Genomic DNA, 16895 nt, shown 5'->3' on the forward strand with positions numbered 1-16895 from the left:
GTCCTAAATTGAAATGAGGAGGAAAATGAAACAACAAAGCAAAATATCGCGAAAGTTTACCGGGAATTAAGGCTCTCTGCAATGAAAACGGTATTCCGTCAAAAAAAGAGCGATTCCAATATATAACAAAAATGGAATATGTTTTGCGATTGATCGAGAAATCCGGTTTAAATTCCGACGTTTCCGAAATATTGGGCGACCAAGCTACGACAAGAATATCGTCCACTCCGAGCCCTTTTTCCTTCGCGTCATGTCCCCAAGAATCCAATTCCGATTCGGAACGAGACTTTGAGAAGGATTGAAACTTTGCGAAAAAAGCGGATCTATCACAAATCGTATTGAGAAAGGTTTCAAATTGCAACGTGAGTCTGTCATTTTCGAAAACGTATTCGAAAACTGAATCCGTTCTTTCCAAAACTTCGAACGCAGACACGTTCTTGTCCAAAGAGATCGACTTAGAAATAGAATTTGGATTGGTCAACGACGGAATCGATTCCCCTTCTACTGAAACGGGAAACGCCGCCTCCCATTCATATTCGAACTCCGCTTTTTCCATGGGGATATAACCGTTTTTTTTCTTCTCTTCGATTTGATTCCAAGAAAAAGAAATCGTACAAAGAAATGCCAAAATGAGACGAAAGCCTAAACCGACCGGCATTCTTCCTTGTTTCAAATTTTGCAAAAAAATGACCAAACCGCCCCTCGGTTGGAATGCTAAAAAATACGAAGTCCACAAGTCAACAAATGTGAGCAGAAAGAAGCCACGAATTCATCAAAAGAACATGGCTTATTATATTTCGATATATGCGATTTTTAAAAGAGTTTAAAAAACGTGGGAACTCACACGAAGTTGATGTTCAAAGAGATTCAAATATAAAAATATCGGAAGAAACTTCACTGAATTCGGAACAAAAAAATTCTTCAAAGAAGTTACATAGGAGATCCTACAACCATACTATTTCCAGACAATCTGGCCTGACGGTCCAAACAGAAATTCTTTTCTAAAAATACCGATACGGAAGTCATACGTACCGGACAAAGGGAAACAAAGTTAACGTTTTCTTTTCCAGCACGGTTTGCCCTTTGGCTGGCGAACTCCATTCAATCGATCACGGAATCCAACTCAATACTTTGTTACTACAACTGGTGTGGGAACTCACACATTCCTCGGAAAAAAGCCTCCAAACAACCGGCAAGACTTTTCAAAATCCCTTTTTTCCGTTCAACCCGCTCCCGCCCCAAAAACAACCCGAGAAATAACAAAAATCGAGGGAGATCCCACAAAACCGAGCGTGACAAAATCAAGAATCCAAATGAAAAAGTAAATTTAAAGAACCCCGAACCCGAACAAAATCGAAAAGAAAAATCTCACTTCGCATGATAAAATGAAAAAAGGGAAGTCCGCAGTTTTCAAAAAACTCGATACCAACTAGGATGAATCTAAAGTTAACGATAGCCTCTTTCTTACTCTGCGTTGCCGTTTTATTCGACTGCAAACCGTCCGAAGACCAAAGGGAAAAAGACTTCCAATCCAGATTGTTCTCTTTAGCCACCTCAAGTAGCTCGCAACAAAATCAAAACGGAAATAACGATTCTTTTTTCGTAGGGGGAACCGTCACGGGCTTGGGATTATCCAACAATCTCATACTTCGAAACAACAACACGGATGTATTGACGATCAACATCAACGGCGTATTCAAATTCGCGCAGACATACAAGGACGGGGACTCGTATTCGGTCACAGTCCTACAACAACCGGTCAATAAATTCTGTTCGATTCCCAACGGAGTGGGCAGCATAGCGAGAACCGACGTCCTCACTATATTAGTAAATTGTAATTAATTTTTCTTTTTATCCGCTTCGGAACTTCCCGAATCGTTTCCGCCGCCCGCGTTCGTTCCCGGATCGACGTTAGGCGAAATAGGAGCGGCGGGCGCCGCACTATTTTCCGCCGGCTTAGGAAGTTTGACCCGCTGGCCGTCTTTTAATTCGTTCAATTCGGAAACGGCAACATAACGTCCCACTTCGAGATTCCCGACCACTTCCGCAAAATCGCCTTCTTCTTTGATGATTTCCACTTCGGTACCGAACAAACGTCCTTCGTCATTCGCGGTAAAAACGGTGGCTTTTTTTCCTTCCTTGCCTTTGATCAGGGCCTTGATCGGAATCTGAAACGACAACTTTTTCACGTCTTCCTGAAGAATATGTCCACGCGTAAACATACCCGGTTTGAGGAGTTTTTTATCGTTTTGTGCGAGAACCTTCACTTCCACCGTTCTACTTTGCGGATCCACGATCGGGCTGATGATATAAACTTTTCCCTCGAATTCCTGTCCGGGATAAGCGTCTATGATGAAGTTCACCTTCTGATCTTTTTTTAGACGCCAAAGTTCCGATTCGCTTACGTTGAATTTTAAAATCACCTTCGACGTGTCTACGACGATATAAAGCGCTTCCCCTTCTTTAACAGCTTCACCCTGTTCTTTAATCCTGGAAGCAACGGTCCCGGTCAAAGGACTACGGATTTTGGCTTCCTTCAAAAGAAGTTCCGTGGATTCCATATTCTTAAGCGTGGACTTAAGATTGGCTTCGGACATATCGAACTCCGCACTTTCGATCATCGTATTGAGTTTGATATACGCGTCCTTCAGACCCGCTTTAGTTTTAGGCATAGGAATATTAGCTTTTTTTAAATCTTCCGGTCTGTATCCAAGTTGAAGACTCGCAAGATTTTTCTCCGCCTTAAACAAGGATATGTTCGCGGAATTCAAGGACGTTTCCACCGATTTCAACTCCGTCTCTGAAACCGCTCCGGCCTCGTTCAATTTTTTCTTGTTTTCCGCGCTTCGTAAAAGGTTATTTCGGATTTCTCTCGAATCCCGAACGTCGGCCTCCGCTTTTTCGATATTGGCAAGTTCTCGTTCGACCCTTTGTTTCGCGATGAAAAGTTTAGCGGAAGCGAGATCTCTCTGACGGGTTTGCACCTCGACGCTCGCTTTATCCTTGGACAACTGGATTTCCAGATTCAGGGTTTCCATCTGCGCGAGCACTTCTCCCGAGGCGACGTTGTCCCCTTCTTCCTTAAAGTATTGTTTGATTCTCCCTAAAATTTTGGAGGTGACTTCGGCCTTTTTGAAAAAGGAAACCGAACCCAAAACCTTCAAACCGGAACTGGATTCGCTCAACTCTATCTTGGCGAGTTTGATCCGATCCTCCAAAGCGGGGGTCTCGTCCTTCTTCGCGCCTTTTTTACAATCCGAAACGAAGAATACAAAAAGAAGAATCCATACATACTTAAGTCGAAATCCGTTTTCCATTTTAGTTTTCCTCTTATTGTAATTCGAATAAATGCAGATCGTCCAGATTCAAACCCGTGGACAATTCCATCTGAGCAATTGCGTTTAAATACTTCAAACGGGCGCCGATCTGCGCGTTTTTCGCCTCCAGAAAGCGGATCTCCGTCTCCGCCAGTTGGGGGCGAGTCGCTTCGCCGAGTTTCACCTGCAATTCCTGGATTTGAAGTCTTTTTTCGAATATTACGATATTCTCATCCGCTTGTTTCATGGCTTGCCAGCTGATGTTCAGACCACGGAGCGATTTACGAATCTCCGTTTCGATGATGTCGCCCAACTGTTTACTCGCGATTTTGGCCTGATACGCGTCTATCCCCGTCGAAACGATCTGCCTTTTATAGGACAATTGATCGTAGATCGAAACGGTTGTGGAGGAGGAAAGCGATCGGTCCGTGTCGTCCCTTCTGGAAACGAAGTTGGATGAATCGGTGACTTGATTGGGCCCCAACAACATGGAGATCCGAAAGTTCAAACCCCATTCCGGTTGTCTCGGAGGATATTCCGCCCCCGAATAACCGTAAAAACCTCCCAAAGACACCGTGGGAATATAAAACGATTTCGCATAACGGTGCTGCGATTCGGTCTGAAGTTCCTTGGCCTTCGCACGATCGAAATCGACCCTATATTTTCTTGCGAGCGAGATGAGATTCATCTCCTGAAGTTCCACGAAATTGTATTTAACGGAATTCAAAAGATCGCCTTTCAATTCCAATTCGCTGTTGGCTTGAAGACGAAGAAGAATCTTAAAATCCTCGAGAAGATTGTTGTATTCGATCCTCGCGTTCTCGTATTGGATTTTGATTTCGTTCAGACGGTTTTCCACTTCGAGAATCCGGATCACGGTGCTTTCTCCGAGTTCCAATTCTCGTTTACCCAATTCCAGCTGTTGTTTTTGTCTTTGTATGGAACGATCGTAAACTTCGATCGCGGATTTACGGCTGAGAATTTCGTAGAATTTGGATCTGATTTTAAACCGAAGTTCGTTCAAAGCAAGGCGAAGATCGTATTTCGCCAAAGCGAGATCGCTCATCGCCGCGTCCAACGCCAGCGAACGCCTTCCTCCGTCGAAGATCACCTGATCGATGTTCAAACTCAAACGTTGATTGCGGCTGTCGTCGGCGTTGGTCACCACGTTCTGCGAACGATCCCAACGAACAGTCGCGGTCGGAAAATAGGCTCTCCAGTTTTCATTGAGAAGCAGACGTTTGATCTGTTGTTGCGAACTGATGAGACGGATTTCCGGGCTGTTTTCGATGCCCAATTTCTCCGCGGCGACTATGTCTAAAATCATCTTCTCCCTGGCGTTCAGGGAACTACCGAAAAAAAATAAAACGAACCAGGCGCTTATTGTGAACGGCTTTTTAAAAAATAGATTTCCTGGAAAACGGCTCGCCACCTCGACCAATCACTCCCTCGAACTCGGATAAAACACTCGTTTATCTTTTTTTATTTCGAACTAAATCGGAAATCTTGTTCGCAAACACGCGGGCCACTTCGGAGCTGTTGTCGTATAACTCCAAAGGCGAGTTCCCGATGAATTGCATCTGAACCACTTGCGATCCGTTCTTACTATATACATATACGATAATCCCCGAACTCTGGACAGGATCCAAAAAATTTCCCGCTTTTGTTTCGTGTACAAAACCTGTGATCACGTAATCGGCGTTAGTAAGCGCGGAAATTTCTTTTACCTGCTCCGCACTCAAAAGATACGAAGTGTTCTGTTTTTGGGAAACGGAAACGATGGAAGCGTTCGCATTCGCTCCCGCCTGCATATCGGGAGCTTTCGTCGAAAGGTCGGCGTTTAAAATCGTTCCCTTTAAACCGTTTTTATGAAGAAAGAAAAGAAGATTATCGGAAAACACGGAGGATATTATGTCCGGTTGATTGGAAGCCTTAGAAAGGAATCGAACGATACCGAATTGACTTCCGCTTACGAGCGCCGACGAGTCCACTTCCGATAAAGTTATGGTATACGTTAAGTCGTGATACAAGCGCATCGACTGCGTACATCCGTTTATAAAAAGCGCGTAAAAAAGCGCGGGAAACATAAACCTTGAAAGTAATCGAAAACGAATATTTAACATAATTTCTCTTAGCGATATTTGTATTTTCGGAGATGAAAAAACTATTATTGAGCGCGTTATTAAGTTCAATGCTTCAAATGTATCCTGAAAAATCAACAAAGAGAAATTAATACGAATAAAATGTTATTTCAAGGTCTAAAAGATTGACTTTTTTCCGACTAAATTGGCTTTCTGTTTTAACAAGAAGGATATAAGAAACGAAAGATGAAAAGAAACATAGCCAAGTTATGCCTGCTCTTATTGTCTATTTTGATTCTTAGTGATTGTTCCAAGCGTAAGGAGAACGAACTCTTGAATGATGCAGAGAAACAAAACGCGTATGGAATCGGAGCCTTACAATTAGGAGATTACGAGAAAGCGGAGGAATACTTTAAGGAAGCTCATCGTTTAAATCCCAAAGAACCGAACTACGCAAACAACGTCGGAGTCACGCTAATTCCGAGAAATCGATTCGAACAAGCGATCGTTTATTTTTCGAAAGCGGTGGAAATCGATCCCAATTTTCAAAGGGGATACTTCAATCTCGGTGTCGCTTATCAAAATCTGCAGAAAAACGCGGACGCATTGCGTTACTACGAAAAGGCGGCTTCCATTCCCGGAACGATGCCGGAAATCCATTTCAACTTAGGAATCGTCAATACTCGACTGAACAAAAAAGCCGAAGCGAAAAAGAATTACGAAACCTTTATAAAGGAAGCGCCTCCTCAATTCGGCCAGCAGATCAAGGACGCATATGCCAAAATCAAGGAGTTAGGCGTTTGAAACATACGAATTGGGCCTTATTCCCGTTATTCTTCCAGTTATTCCTAATCTCCTGCGGCGGCTCCATCGATCTGGAAAAATTCGCTTCTTCAAGAACCGGAGATAGAAAGGGAACGCCGGCTTTGTTTTATCTGAACGAAGCGGAGTTCTCTGCGAAAAATTTCCGTAAGGAATTCTTCTTCGAAAGAAAACATATCGCCGGCAAATTCGAACCGGTCACGCCCGAAGAAATAGAAGCGGAACTGCAGAGATATATCGAAGAAAGCATTTTGTTAAACGAAGCGATCGCAAAGACCGATCTCAACTCGGCGGAAGCGCAGAAATACCTCTGGCCCTTTGTTCGAAAGGCGGTCATATCCTATTATTTATCCAAGGAATCGGGAGAATTCGACGTAGCCGAAAATTCGAGCGAGGTGGAAGTTTCCGACGAATTGATCGATAAGTTCTATTCGCAAAACAAGGAATTGATGAAGGAAAAAAATCCTGCGGAAATCAAAAAGAAACTAAAAAACACCGCCATCCTTTTGAAAGTCAAGGAAAGGATCTCCCTCGCGCAGGAAAAAAAGAAAATCATCATCGGAAAAATGAGACAGAACAACAAGGTGCGGATCGTTCAAAAGGAAGTGTTTACCGAAGAGTTGTATGAAAAGTAATCCCGTAAGAATTACGAACCAAACTAAAACGACGACATATAGAAAGAACGAATTTAAAAACACACGGCGTTTCTTTTTGCCGATTTGTTTTTCGATCCTACTTTCTTCGATCCTATTCTGCAAACAGGATGAACAAGTCGTTTTAGAAACCTTCCAGAAAGGAAAAAAAGAATACGTATCTCGTAACTTGGAAAAAGCCGTGGATCTTTTCCAACAAGTGACGGAAGAAGATAAGGACTTTTTACCGGGATATATCATGCTTGGTAAAAGTCATTTTTTCCTCGGCCATCTTAAGGAATCGGAGGAAACGTTTCAAAAAGGATTATCCCAGTTTCCCGGAAACTCGACCATACGCTTTTGGTTGGCGAGGATTCATATGTTGCAGGAAGGAAAATTGGAAGAAGCCAAAAAGGAGCTCGAATTCATCCTGGAAACGGAGGAATCCTTTTTCGACGCGCACTATTATTTGGGAAAAATATATGAAAAAGAGGGAATGTTGAAGGAGGCTTTGATCGAGTACAACCGGGCCAAAATGATCAAGATCGGATTCGATAAGATCCATCGCGATCTCGGAAAATTGTATGAGGTGGCCGGGTTACCCGAAAAAGCGGCTTTGGAAAAAAGTCTCCTCTTCGAAAAAGCGGAATGAAAAAGGTAGTTCAATATTTTATAATATTTTTATGTTCTTATTGTAACGCCGACTTAGGGGATTTAGGCGACAAACTTAAATACCTCGGGTTGGCAAACGGCGGAGAATTCGAACCTCCTACCGTGCTACTGATCACGCCCGGCACGAACGAACAAAACGTGTCCGTCAACGGGGAAGTTTCGATTCTATTCTCCCAACCCATGGACAAAAACTCCGTGGAAACCGGAATCACTCTCGGAGCCGTGGCCGGAGACAGTTCGGTTCGTTATATCTGGACATCGGATATCCTACTTAAAATCGTTCCGAAAACCTCGTTCACCTCCGGGAAAAGATACGAAATCCGCCTCAATCGCAACGTCGTAAAGGATCTCCGCGGAAACTTTATGTCGGAGAATTTTCTTTCCGTCTTTTACACAACCGGTTTCGGACCGCAGCCCTTTGTGGCCGATTCCAATCCGCCCGTAGCCAATCAGATCGTCTACGGTTTCGCGGTGGATTCCAATCCTTACATTCAATTTTCGGAACCTATGGACAGGATTAAAACCGCGGACGCGGTTTCCGTGACGGGAGGCCCGGCGATTTTCGTCAAACAATGGAACGCCGATTCCACTCGATTGACCTTGGCTCTTACCAAAAACCTCGATCCGTCCACGACGTATACGCTCAAAATCCTGAGATCCGCGACCAATTCCGTGGGGAACGCCTTGGACAGGGATTATTCCATCCTGTTTTATACGGGAGTTGCATCATTAAATCCTTATATTCAGGATATACAATGGATCAACAGCACGGCTCCGATTCCGGCGTGGCCCGTGCTTTTACCGGTTCCCGCGACCAATCCTCTGATGACCGGAGTTTCCAAAACGAGTTCGCTTCAATTCACGTTCTCTAAACCTATGGATCAGACCAAAACCCAAAACGCGATCCAATTCACGCCGTCCATCCCGGGACAATTTACTTGGGGTTCGACCACGATTCTTCGTTTTACTCCTACGGATAAAATGACGCAAGGCGCCACATACCGGTTGAACATCAACTCTTCTGCCACAGATACGGGGAATATGCCTCTGGAAAATTCGTTCATCATCGATTTTAAAATCGATAACGTTCAGGATAGTATGCCCGTCGGCGTAACCGGCATCGTCAATAATTCCGTAACGGCACTTTGTGCGGACGCAGCCGACGGAAACGCGAACGCTCCCGCGGTTCCCTTGGACCCGACGCGGGTTTATAAGATATCGATCGTTTCCACCTCTTGCGCTCTCAAAGATTATACGTTCCGATTCAATTTCAGCACGGCGGGCAACGTCCCGTTACAAACTTCCGGCGACAACGACATTTACGATCAGGTTGCGGTTTCCTATTTTTCGGGAGGCCCGAGCACTGGATCGCCGAATATCTTTTATAAAAACTACAACTGCGGAGCGACCTGCAACACGGCAGGTTACTTCGAAGTGGGAATCAAAAACGTCCAAACCGGAACTCAATACAAGTTACGACTCAAAGGAGGAGCGAGCGGAATCAGGGATACGAACGACAACTATATGCCCAATGATCTGATTTTCCTCTTCGAAAGACTATGAAAAAGATAATCCTCGCCTTCCTTCTCATTCCCTCCCTTTTTGCGGACTGCAGCCAAATGCTGGAAAACGGAAAAGGTCCTTTGAGTTTTCTTCCCGGCGTAGCCGTGTTAGGCGGAGAAAGCGAACCTCCTAAAGTTACGGGAAGCTGGCCTCTCAACGAACAGACGATTACGGATCCGAGAGCCGCCATATCCATTTCTTTTTCCAGGGATATGAACAAAACGTTCACCGAATCTGCCGTATCGTTGCGAAGTTCTCAGGCTTCCATTTCGGGAAGTTATTCCTGGATCGGTTCCACGTTGTATTTTCAACCCTCCGTGGCCCTGGCCGAACCCGGAATCTACACCCTCACCGTCTCCAAGTCGCAAGCGGAGGACGCTATCGGAAAAAACTTAACGGAGGATTTTATCCTTCGTTTTAATTACAACGCGGATACCATCGAACCGACTCTGTTGGGAAGTTTTCCTTCCAACGGAGCCATCGGAGTCCAGACCAATTCCCGTATCACACTGCGCTTCTCCAAACCGATGAACGTAAATCTGGTGTTGACCGAAGTGACCACCAATCCTTCCATACCGTTTAACTTACCGGCTACGATCGTTTCTCCGGACCGTACCACGTTCGAATTCGTTCCCGTTCAACCGTTAACGTTCGGAACCACCTACAGCGTTACTGTTCCGAATTCGATCAAAGACAGCATCGGCAACGCTCTGCTGCAGACGTATCGAATCGGATTCACCGTAGGCGACGATTTCGTTCAACCGGCTCTCATCGGGATACGATCCACCACGGTCACCGACTTTTTGTTAAACGAATTCATTCCTGTGGACAATTTCGAAAAGACGGATCAGTTTGTGGTCGATTTTTCCGAACCGATACAACCGTCCACTTTGTTGACCGGGATCACGTTCAACCCTTCGGCTCCGTTTACGATCACGGAAAATTCCGGCGGAACGAATAGAAGTTTTATCATCCAACCCAATTCCAATCTGGCGGCCAACCAAACCTATCAGATACAGGTTACGAATTCGATCAAAGACACACAAGGAAACAGCCTCGTAAAAACGTACACCTATAACGCGAACGTAAACGGTCCCAGAAGTCAATTTCTGTTCGTAAGGGGCATCTATCTGAATACCGCTTTGACCTTACGACTTCAGGACGGAATCATCAGTACGATCACTCACGACGGCGGAGTCGGTCCGACCTACAACTATAATTCGGCAGGAACGAAAGCCTTCCACGTCGTATTCTGTAGAGGGGCTTCGAGTACTTCCTGTTTGGATACGGATTTGAATTTGGTTCTGATGTCCGTCCAATTCTCCGTGAATTTCGATTTCGGACCCAACTCGGGAAGTCCGTACCTCCTGCTTCCTCAGATCGGAGGCGCCGCCAACATATACAAAACCTCGATCTTCAACTTAACCGAAAGTCCGAACACGTATATCTTTACCGTAAAGGGCGGGACCGACGGAGTCAAGGATACGTACAACAATTATATGCAGAACGATTATTCCGTCCGTTTCCAAGCGGTTCCGTAAATCGGTCCATAATAATTTCTTAATATAAGGCGAGATTCCGTAGGTGATCGAATTTTTTCTAAGAAGAAAGGTAACCACTCTGGTTATCTTCTTCTTACTCATTTTGTTCGGATATGTCGGGCTCACGAAACTGAAGATGGAACTTCTTCCGGACGTGAGTTTTCCTTCGCTTACGATCGTAACCGTTTATAGCAACGTCGCCCCCGCCGAGATCGAATCCCTCGTAACGAAACCGATCGAAGAAATCCTTTCTTCCGTGGGCGGAGTGGATCGAATCCTCTCCGAATCCATAGAAGGAATTTCGATCGTAACCGTACGGTTCCGCTGGGGAACGGAAATCGATCAGGCGCTCATTCAAGTCAGGGAAAAATTGGACTTAGTCAAAGGTTCGCTTCCCCAGGACGTAAAAAAATCCATCGTCATACGTTTTGATCCGAACAGCGCTCCCATCATGCAGATCGCGGTCAAAGCGGTGGGAATCGACCTCAAAGAAGTGCGTCTTTTTCTACGCAAAAACGTAATCCCGTATTTTGAGCGTGTGGACGGAGTCGCCGCCATTTCCCTCTCCGGAGGATACGAACGACAGATCCAAGTCAACGTAGACAAAGGTAGATTAGAAGCTCATAATTTAAAAATTCAAGATTTAGTAAACCAGATCGATTCCAGCAATTTCGGATTTCCTGCGGGCAACGTCCGCGAAGGAGACAAGGAAATTCTCGTCCGAACAGACGGATTGTTTCCGTCCGTTTCCGCGATCGAAGACACGGTCGTGGGAGTGACGAAAGGCGGAGTTCCGATTTATCTGGGGACCGTAGGCGAAATCAAGGATACGTATAAGGAACGTACCAGCGTGAGCGGTCTTATGGACGAAGAATGTATCTCCATGATTCTGAAAAAGGAATCAGGAAAAAACACGGTTTCCGTAGCCTCCGATCTACGTGATTTGATCGCACAGCTGAACGAGAAATTCGGAGACAAACTTCAATTCCAGATCATCTCGGATCAATCCATCCTGATCGAGGATTCGATCGCGTCCGTCGCTTGGGCGGGAATTTTGGCCGTCGTAATTTGTTATATGGTCCTTAGTTTCTTTTTAGGAAATCTCAAGGAACCGATCGTGGTGATCAGCGCAGTGCCGATATCGGTAATGGCGACCTTTTTGATGATGTTCGGGTTCGGTTTAACGATCAACACGATGTCTCTCGGGGGATTGGCCATCGGAGTCGGAATGGTGGTGGACTCCGCGACGGTGGTCCTCGAGGCGATCTCCGAAAAAAAGAAACGTATCTCCGATCCTATCCTTGCGAGTATAGAAGGAACCAAGGAAGTTTTCGGATCGATCCTGGGATCCACGATCACGAGCGTCGTGGTTTTTTTACCGATCATATTCGTGGAAGGGATCGCGGCCGAAATTTTCGGAGAGTTCGCATTGACGATCTCCTTCTCCTTGATTTCGTCGTTGTTTACTTCCGCGACCTTGGTGCCCGTACTCGCGCAGTATAAATTTTTCTCCACCGGTCTCGGAAAATTCCCCGATTTTATAGAAATACCGCGGGAAAAAATCCTTACACAAGTAAGAAGCGCCTTTTCTTCGGTCGCCGTTTTTTTCATTAAAAGAAGGACGTTCGCCGTTTACGTAGGATTGGCGTCGGTCTTCGCCGCGTTCGTATTTTTTCTCGCTGTTCCCAAAGAAATGTTAACCGAAATCGATCAGGGAGAATTTTACATAGACGTAGTAGCACCCGAAGGATCGAACCTCGACTTCACCAGAAGAATCGTAAACGACATCACCAAAAAACTCAGCGAAGACAAAACCGTGGACACCGCATTTTCCAGGGTCGGATACGAGGAAAAGGACATCATCCTCAATCCGAAAGGCGATTTCGGACTCAACCGCGCCACCGTTTTCGTCAAACTCGCGGATAAACGAAAGGCCGAGGATTTTCTATTAGATTTTTCTAAAATACTTTCCGAGATAGAAAAAAATTACGGCTCCAAAATCGCCACAAGAATGGCCAGCAGCGTATTGGGAGGAATTTTCGGCTCCGGAGGCGGAGGTGTCTCCGTGGAGATATCCGGTCAGGATTTGAACTTGATCAGAAAGATCGCGAGCGAAGTCGAAAACGAACTGGCATCCACCAACGAAGCGATCTCGGTAACTTCCACGGCAAGGGAGGAAACGCCGCAGCTTAAGGTCGTTTTGGATCGGGAGAAGATGGCTTACTTCGGATTAACTGTGGAGGACATCGCCACGACTCTGAAAACCTCGATCAAGGGAGATATCGCGACCCGCTTTCGCGAGAACGATTTCGAATACGACGTGCTCGTTCGTTTTCGATCCACCGATCGAATAGGATTCGATTCCCTTCAGGGAATACCGATACGATTGCCCACCGGAAAGAATATTTTTTTGGACGCGGTCGCGGACGTATCTCCCGCAAGGTCCTTGCGAAAGATCATGCGTCTGGAAGGGAAACGAATCGCCATCGTGTCCGCCGTTCCTAAGGAATCCGCGGAGGTATTGGAGCGTAAAATTTCTGAGATCATAACCAAGTTCGAAAAGGACAAGGACATATCCGTACTACCCGGAGAGATGGCGAAAGAAACGAACAAGTCCTTCGAGGCGCTGACATGGGCGGGAATATTCGCGCTCATCCTCGTGTATATGACCCTCGCTTCCCAATTCGAAAACCTGATTCTTCCGTTGATAGTGATGGTGTCCATCGTAATGGTAGGTTCGGGTTCTTTGATGTTTTTGATACTATCCGGAAATACGTTGAACATCGTTTCCGGAATGGGCATGGTGATGTTGAGCGGATTGGTGGTGAACAACGCCATCATTCTGATCGAATTCTTCGCCATGGCCGATCTCCATAAAAGTGTAGAAGAAATCGTATATTCCACGATTTACAGAAGGATCGATACGATCTTAAACACAACGCTGACGACGGTGTTGGGGCTTCTTCCCGCCGCATTGGCGATCGGCGGGGAATCCCCTCAAGAGCCGATGGCATTGGCGGTTTTGGGAGGGCTAACCGCCTCGACTATTTTTACGGTGGTGATAATTCCGGCGGCCTATTTCTCCGTGGTAAAACGGAACGCGAAGTAGTAAAACATGGATTCGTTAATTAGAATATTATACAGAAGACATGTAACGACTTTTATGCTTTTTTTAGGGATCGGAATCTTCGGAGCGGTTGCGATTCCGAGACTTCCCGTATCCTTGATGCCGCCTTCCAATTCTCCGGCGATCACCATTCTGACCAGATATCCCGGAATCTCTCCGAGTAAGATCGAGGAGATCATCACCAAACCGATCGAAGAACAGATATCGGGTGTAGGCGGAATCGAGGATATACTTTCCTCTTCGGAGGAGGGAGAATCCAGAATCAACGTCATATTCAAACCCGGAACAAAGATCGCATATCGTTCTTTGGAAGTGAGGTCGCGTATCGATCTGATCCGGGGAAACTTTCCGCGAGAGGTGGAAGAACCCGCCATCCTCAGATACGATCCGACGAATCGCCCGATCTTTATCGTCAAACTCGAATCCGAAAAATACAAACTGAAGGAGCTACGCGAATTCGGAGAGAACAAGTATAAAAAAAGATTCGAACGAATCGACGGAGTCAGCGAAATCCACGTAGGAGGCGGATTCCAACGCGAAGTCAACATCGACATCGATAAGGGCAAACTTCTTCAAACCGGAGTCGGCTTGGAGGAAGTGCTTTCCAAAATCAGGACCGCAAACGTGGACGTTCCCGCCGGCAACCTGATGGTCGGAGACAATTATATCAACATACGGGTGATCGGAAAACTACTTCAGATCAACGAGATAGGAAAGGTTCCGATCTCTGTGGGCAAATCGGAACAAGTCGTTTATCTTTCCGACATCGCAAAGGTTCAGGACGGCTTTCGAGAGAAGGAGGACATCGCGAGAGACGCCGGAAAGGAAGTCGTGTCGGTTTACGTTCAAAAGGCGGGCGACGCAAATTCTCTCGCGCTTTGCGAGGACCTAAGAAAGGAACTCGACCTGATCAACATAGACGGCATCAAACAGAGCGTAAACTACGACCAATCGCAAACCATCAAAACCGCAATCGCAAAAGTCGTGGACTCGGCGGTTTCGGGCGGAATCATCGCGGTCATCGTATTGTTCCTGTTTCTGCGGAATTTATACGCGACCTTGCTCGTTTCCATATCCATACCTCTTTCGATCATTTCCACATTCGGTCTGATGTATTTTTTCAACGTAGGAATCAACGTTATCTCCCTTTGCGGACTTGCTCTGGGCGTGGGAATGCTCGTGGATTGTTCCGTGGTCGTAATCGATAGGATTTTTTTTCTTCACGGAAAGGACGGCTTCAAACAGGAAGGGATATTGGAAGCCGCTTCCAGTTTATCCAAGGAATTGTTCGCGTCAGTATTAACCAGCATCGCGGTTTTTTTTCCAATATTTTTCAGCTCGCGGGAATTGAGGGATCTTTACGGAGGATTGGCGATCACAGTCTCCGCATCTCTCATCACTTCACTGATCGTGTCGCTCACCTTTCTTCCCACATTGGCTAAATTTATTCTGACCAAGGACCAAAGATTCGGAATTTTGGACCTACCCCGGTCCGCAAAACGCAGAATATACGCTTTCAAAGAAAAACTAGAATTCATAATATACGAAAAATTTAATTTACCTCGTTTCGAACTGGCGCAAGTGCTGGATCTCCTCCTAAGGAACTACAAAAAAACGATCCTCTATTCCACGATCGTTATCGTGGTAAGCCTCGGATTTTCGTTTTTCCTAAAACAGGAATATATAGACCCGACGGATTCCAGCGAAATCAGCGCCTCTCTCGAGGTGGAAACCGGAACCCATTTGGATGCGACGGATGTAATCACGAAAAACGTGGAAAAGGTCATCGGCCAAAATCCCTACGTGGAAAAGGTCTCTTCGAAAGTGGAGAAGTGGCATTCTGATCTGATGATCAAACTCAAACCGGCGTCCGAACGCGGCGGAAAATCCACGAACGAAATAATAACCGAGTTAAAGGAACAAACCGATCAGTTACAAAACGCTTTCGTTTTTTACACGGAGTCTGGCGCCGGCGAAGGTTCGAAAGAAATCGACATCGAGATAATCGGAGACGACGCGGAAACCATTAAGTCACTGGCAAGGGAATGCGCCAAAGAAATCGGGGGAATTTCCGGTATACAACAGGTCGCTCTTCGTTTTAAGGAAGGAAAGGATCAGATTACGTTTTCGATTGATAAAATCAAGGCTTCCCAATCCGGATTGTTACCCAATCAAATCGCGAACTTTATGAAAACCGCATATACCGGTTCTATACCAACCAAATTCTACGACAAGGATAGGGAGATAGACATCCGCGTTCGTTTTTCAAGCGAGGATCGGGACGGGCCGGAATCCGTGTTCGGGGTATTTATCCCTTCTTCCAGATCCGAAAAAGTCGCCAAAATACCGTTAGTCGAACTAAGTTCCGTCCGTAAGGAAAAAGCGGAATCGAGAATCTACAGAAAGAACAAAAGGAAAACCTACGGCCTAACCGCCAAACTGGGAGACATAGACACGGGCACCGCGGTGAGTAAAATTGAAGCCGCCTTAAAAAAGGTTTCTTTCCCCGAAAATTACCAGTATGAAGTCACCGGAAATTATAAAAAACTGAAGGAAAGTAGAATGGAGATGATATCCTTGATCGTACTTGCGTTCATCATCATCGTCTGCATTCTGTCTTCTCTGTTCGAGTCGTTCCTGATTCCTTTTTTGATCATCCTAACGATCCCCTTTTCCGCGGCGGGAGTGATACTCACTTTATTCGTCTTCAGAATGTCCTTAAACATTTCCGTATATATAGGATTCGTAATGTTGGCCGGAATAACGGTAAACAACTCGATCCTAATCGCGGAGACGTTTCTGGAAAAATTCAAATCGAACATTCGATACAAGGATTTGGACGAGCTTTTATCGACCGGAATCCAAGAACGAATCCGACCGATCTTAATCACGACGATCACCACGGTGCTGGGTTTATTCCCGTCCGTATTGGATTCGGGAGAAGGGAGTCAACTCTGGAGGCCTCTGGCGGTAACGGTAGTGTCCGGTTTGTCCATTTCGACCGTTTTAACGATTTTCCTGTTTCCCGCATTTTTTAAGATCGTAGTTCCTTATCTGTTCGACGAATACGAAAGTGTTCCTCTTGCGGAAAAAAAGAAGAAACGATGAGCGATATCCGATTTTAACGTAACGAAGGCCAA

Annotated in this window: 11 protein-coding genes and 1 pseudogene; 8 read left to right on the top strand and 4 right to left on the bottom strand. The window is 45.7% G+C overall.

Annotated elements, in window-relative coordinates; all coding sequences use genetic code 11:
- Positions 1 to 694: pseudogene (locus tag EHQ17_RS07800) on the bottom strand (hypothetical protein); the annotation flags it as partial.
- 740 nt (positions 695 to 1434) lie between these two features.
- Between EHQ17_RS07800 and EHQ17_RS07805 the strand changes: the two are divergent.
- Entirely contained in the window at positions 1435 to 1842 is a 408-nt protein-coding gene (locus EHQ17_RS07805; protein WP_135591510.1) for a hypothetical protein, read from the top strand.
- Here EHQ17_RS07805 and EHQ17_RS07810 read toward each other — a convergent pair.
- From EHQ17_RS07810 to EHQ17_RS07820, 3 genes are all read right to left on the bottom strand, one after another.
- A complete protein-coding gene (locus EHQ17_RS07810) occupies positions 1839 to 3317 on the bottom strand; it encodes an efflux RND transporter periplasmic adaptor subunit (RefSeq protein ID WP_135591508.1) in 1479 nt (492 codons plus the stop codon). The genes EHQ17_RS07805 and EHQ17_RS07810 overlap by 4 nt on opposite strands.
- 13 nt (positions 3318 to 3330) lie before the next feature.
- Positions 3331 to 4644 (bottom strand): TolC family protein, encoded by a 1314-nt coding sequence (locus EHQ17_RS07815; protein WP_135591506.1) that lies wholly within the window; start codon positions 4642 to 4644, stop codon positions 3331 to 3333.
- A 145-nt stretch (positions 4645 to 4789) separates the two neighbouring features.
- The gene (locus EHQ17_RS07820; RefSeq protein WP_246057459.1) at positions 4790 to 5404 is read right to left on the bottom strand and encodes a lipoprotein; all 615 of its coding nucleotides are present in this window, start codon (positions 5402 to 5404) and stop codon (positions 4790 to 4792) included.
- A gap of 240 nt (positions 5405 to 5644) precedes the next feature.
- Here EHQ17_RS07820 and EHQ17_RS20140 point away from each other — a divergent pair, with 240 nt between their 5' ends.
- The 7 genes from EHQ17_RS20140 to EHQ17_RS07850 are packed head-to-tail and all read left to right on the top strand — an operon-like array spanning position 5645 to position 16863.
- Positions 5645 to 6202: a tetratricopeptide repeat protein gene (locus EHQ17_RS20140; RefSeq protein ID WP_246057461.1), complete on the top strand. Its 558-nt coding sequence runs from the start codon at positions 5645 to 5647 to the stop codon at positions 6200 to 6202.
- On the top strand, positions 6199 to 6855 hold the full coding sequence (locus tag EHQ17_RS20145) for a hypothetical protein (RefSeq protein ID WP_246057463.1): 657 nt from the start codon (positions 6199 to 6201) through the stop codon (positions 6853 to 6855). The genes EHQ17_RS20140 and EHQ17_RS20145 overlap by 4 nt, the downstream gene beginning before the upstream one ends.
- Complete coding sequence (locus EHQ17_RS07830; protein WP_135591502.1) at positions 6845 to 7504, top strand: tetratricopeptide repeat protein; 660 nt, start codon at positions 6845 to 6847, stop codon at positions 7502 to 7504. Before EHQ17_RS20145 ends, EHQ17_RS07830 begins: the two co-directional genes overlap by 11 nt.
- On the top strand, positions 7501 to 9087 hold the full coding sequence (locus EHQ17_RS07835; protein ID WP_135591500.1) for an Ig-like domain-containing domain: 1587 nt from the start codon (positions 7501 to 7503) through the stop codon (positions 9085 to 9087). Before EHQ17_RS07830 ends, EHQ17_RS07835 begins: the two co-directional genes overlap by 4 nt.
- Positions 9084 to 10628, top strand: coding sequence for an Ig-like domain-containing domain (locus EHQ17_RS07840; protein WP_246057465.1), 1545 nt, complete (start codon positions 9084 to 9086; stop codon positions 10626 to 10628). Before EHQ17_RS07835 ends, EHQ17_RS07840 begins: the two co-directional genes overlap by 4 nt.
- Before the next feature lie 43 nt (positions 10629 to 10671).
- Positions 10672 to 13737: an efflux RND transporter permease subunit gene (locus tag EHQ17_RS07845; RefSeq protein WP_135591498.1), complete on the top strand. Its 3066-nt coding sequence runs from the start codon at positions 10672 to 10674 to the stop codon at positions 13735 to 13737.
- A gap of 6 nt (positions 13738 to 13743) precedes the next feature.
- Positions 13744 to 16863, top strand: a complete 3120-nt coding sequence (locus EHQ17_RS07850) for an efflux RND transporter permease subunit (RefSeq protein WP_135591496.1) — start codon at positions 13744 to 13746, stop codon at positions 16861 to 16863.
- Positions 16864 to 16895 lie beyond the last annotated feature (32 nt).

Origin of the sequence: Leptospira gomenensis (assembly GCF_004770155.1) — a bacterium.
In the GTDB taxonomy this organism is placed as follows: Bacteria; Spirochaetota; Leptospiria; order Leptospirales; family Leptospiraceae; genus Leptospira; species Leptospira gomenensis.